General features: G+C 58.7%; 2 protein-coding genes. Both read left to right on the top strand.

The window, feature by feature from the left end; genetic code table 11:
* On the top strand, positions 1-461 hold a 461-nt coding region (locus P4L78_RS01105; RefSeq protein WP_309326383.1), incomplete at its 5' end, for a hypothetical protein.
* A 680-nt stretch (positions 462-1,141) separates the two neighbouring features.
* The gene (locus P4L78_RS01100) at positions 1,142-1,315 is read left to right on the top strand and encodes a hypothetical protein (RefSeq protein ID WP_309326381.1); all 174 of its coding nucleotides are present in this window, start codon (positions 1,142-1,144) and stop codon (positions 1,313-1,315) included.
* Positions 1,316-2,659 lie beyond the last annotated feature (1,344 nt).

Genomic DNA, 2,659 nt, shown 5'->3' with positions numbered 1-2,659 from the left:
GACAAGGTGCAATGACGATGACCACCGCTGACACTGCCGCAGCGATGACAGCAACCACAACACGCCGCCACCATGTCCACACTGACAGCAGCCTGCGGCACAGTGGGGCCAGTGCCACTGCCACAGTAGTAGCCGCAACGTTGACGATGACCACCAATGCCGCCACTGTGACCGGGTTAGGGTTAGGGTTAGGGTTAATGAGAGATTTATTAGTCGAGGCCTTATACGCCCAAGATAGGGGACCGAGCCATAAACGAGAAAAAAGGGGTGCAAACATGCAAAAAACGGGACAAAAAGAAACCCCACACAGTTGTTTAGCAGCGCCCGCCAGCGACAGCCACACAACTGTATCAGGGCCGGGGAGAAAGAGAGAGAGAGAAGGTGAGAGAGAGAGAGAGAGAAGAGTATGGGCAAGTGCGAAGGAAGAAGAGAAAGAGAGAAAGAGAAGGAGAGAGAAGTGAAGAAGGAGAGGCGACAGACGTGGGGGGAGAGTAAGGGATGACACCAAGACACTCTCGACAAGTACGACACACTGAACAAGCAAGGGACACAGAGTGCGACTTGTGACAAGGTGCAATGACGATGACCACCGCTGACACTGCCGCAGCGATGACAGCAACCACAACACGCCGCCACCATGTCCACACTGACAGCAGCCTGCGGCACAGTGGGGCCAGTGCCACTGTCACAGTAGTAGCCGCAACGTTGACGATGACCACCAATGCCGCCACTGCGGCCACCTAGGCAGCATGGAGCGTCAGCCACTACTACGACAGCTGCGACCATGACAGCGATGACAGCAACCACCAAGCCACCACAGTGCTCACATGGACAGCATAACAGGCTCAACGCCACTGACACAGTCGCAACGATGACAATGACCACCAGCACCGTCAATGCGGCCACATGGACAGCAAGGGAGCGCCAGTCACTACTGAGACAGCCGCAACGACAACAGCAGCGACAGCAACCACCATTGTTACCACTGTGACCGCATCAGCAGCACGGCGAGCACGATGCCACCAACACAACGGTGACCAATGGCGACAGCCACCAACGCCGCCACTGCGCCCACATTGACAACAAGGCGAGGCCGCTGCCATCATCATGAGGACGATGACAATGACCACCAGCGCCGCAAATGCGTTCACACGGACAGCATAGCAAGCACGATCATGATGCCACTGACACAGCCGCAGCCGTGTTGATGACACCGACCACCAATGCCGCCACTGTGGTAGCACAGAATGTCAGCCACCACGACTACAGCCGCAACGAGGACGATGACCCAAAACCACCGCTGTGGCCGCAATGACAGCATGGCCAGCACGATGCCACAGACACAGCTACGATGACAGCAGACACCAACACCGCCACTGTGCCCACGGTGGCGGCACAGACTCGGAGCGTGACTGCGACGAGGTGCGATGATGGTGACAGCTGACGCCACCACTGTGCCACGTTGACCGCAGCAAGTGTGGCTGCAACGAGGCACGATGACCACCGCCCACATCCATCCCTGCGCCCACATTGATGGCACGGAGCATGAAAAGGCGGCTATGACAAGGCACAACGATGACCACACTGACAGCAAGGAGCGTCAGCCACCACTGCATAGCCGCCGCGGCAACGATGACAGCAGACACCAACACCGCCACTGTGTCCACACTGACAGCATAGCAGGCTCAACGTCACTGACACAGCCGCCACGATGACAACAACCGCCCCACGCAGCCACTGCGTTCACAGCAGGAGCACTAGATGACAACGATCACCACACGCTGCCACTGCGTTCACACGGACAGCAAGGAGCGCCAGTGACCACCATCACCGCCGCTGTGGCCGCCACGGCCAGCACCACCTCAGCCAAGGTGACCGCAACAGCAACCAGCAACCATGATCCAGCGCCCCCCATACCAAGACAACAACAGCAACAGCAACCACCTAGCTACCACTGCGACCAAGTCAACTTGAACGCCACGGCAACTTGAAAGTCGGGACCACAGACGCAGAGCTACAATCGATGACACTGACCACCCCATCTGCCACTGGCACGTCAACAGCATGACAGCAGTGACGCCACTGACGCAGCCACGATCAATGACAGTGATCACTAGCGCCACCTCGACCAAGACAACAGCAACAGCGACAACAACCAGCACCAATGCCATGAGCCAGCAGCGATGACAGTGACCACCAACGCCGTCACAGTGGTCACATGGACAGCAGCCACACCAGCAGCAGTACCCACGTTCCCATCACCAGCCCCGACCACAGCCACAACGCAGAGAGCGGCGGCGACAGGGGCAGCACCTGAGCCCCATTCCCATCAGTGACGGAGTTGAATCGCCACCACGCCCACCGGCAGCACCCAGCCCAGCACCAGCACCAGCATGACATCATCGCAAACACTGCAACCACGCTGACAATCGCCGCCACGCACTCGGACATGACCCCGCACGCCATCACCATGCCATCATTGCCATGTGACCATCATGAGGGCCTGGCCACTGGCCGTGAGCCAGCACAGTAACCACGCTCCCATCCCAGGCGAAACACCTCTTGGGAGGCCACAGTGCACGCACGACACATGCCCAAGACGTAGGCGCTGTCCACATGGGGACACCTGCCCATGACCACGACGACGATCAGGGAGTGG

Source organism: Silvimonas sp. (genome assembly GCF_031291215.1).
Lineage (GTDB): Bacteria > Pseudomonadota > Gammaproteobacteria > Burkholderiales > Chitinibacteraceae > Silvimonas > Silvimonas soli.
The sequence above is the reverse complement of the archived record's forward strand: the minus strand, read 5'-3'. Positions and strand labels throughout refer to the sequence as shown.

Coding starts and splice junctions, on each gene's coding strand:
- P4L78_RS01100 (WP_309326381.1), top strand. CDS start 1,142: ATGCGTTCACACGGACAGCATAGCAAGCACGATCATGATGCCACTGAC.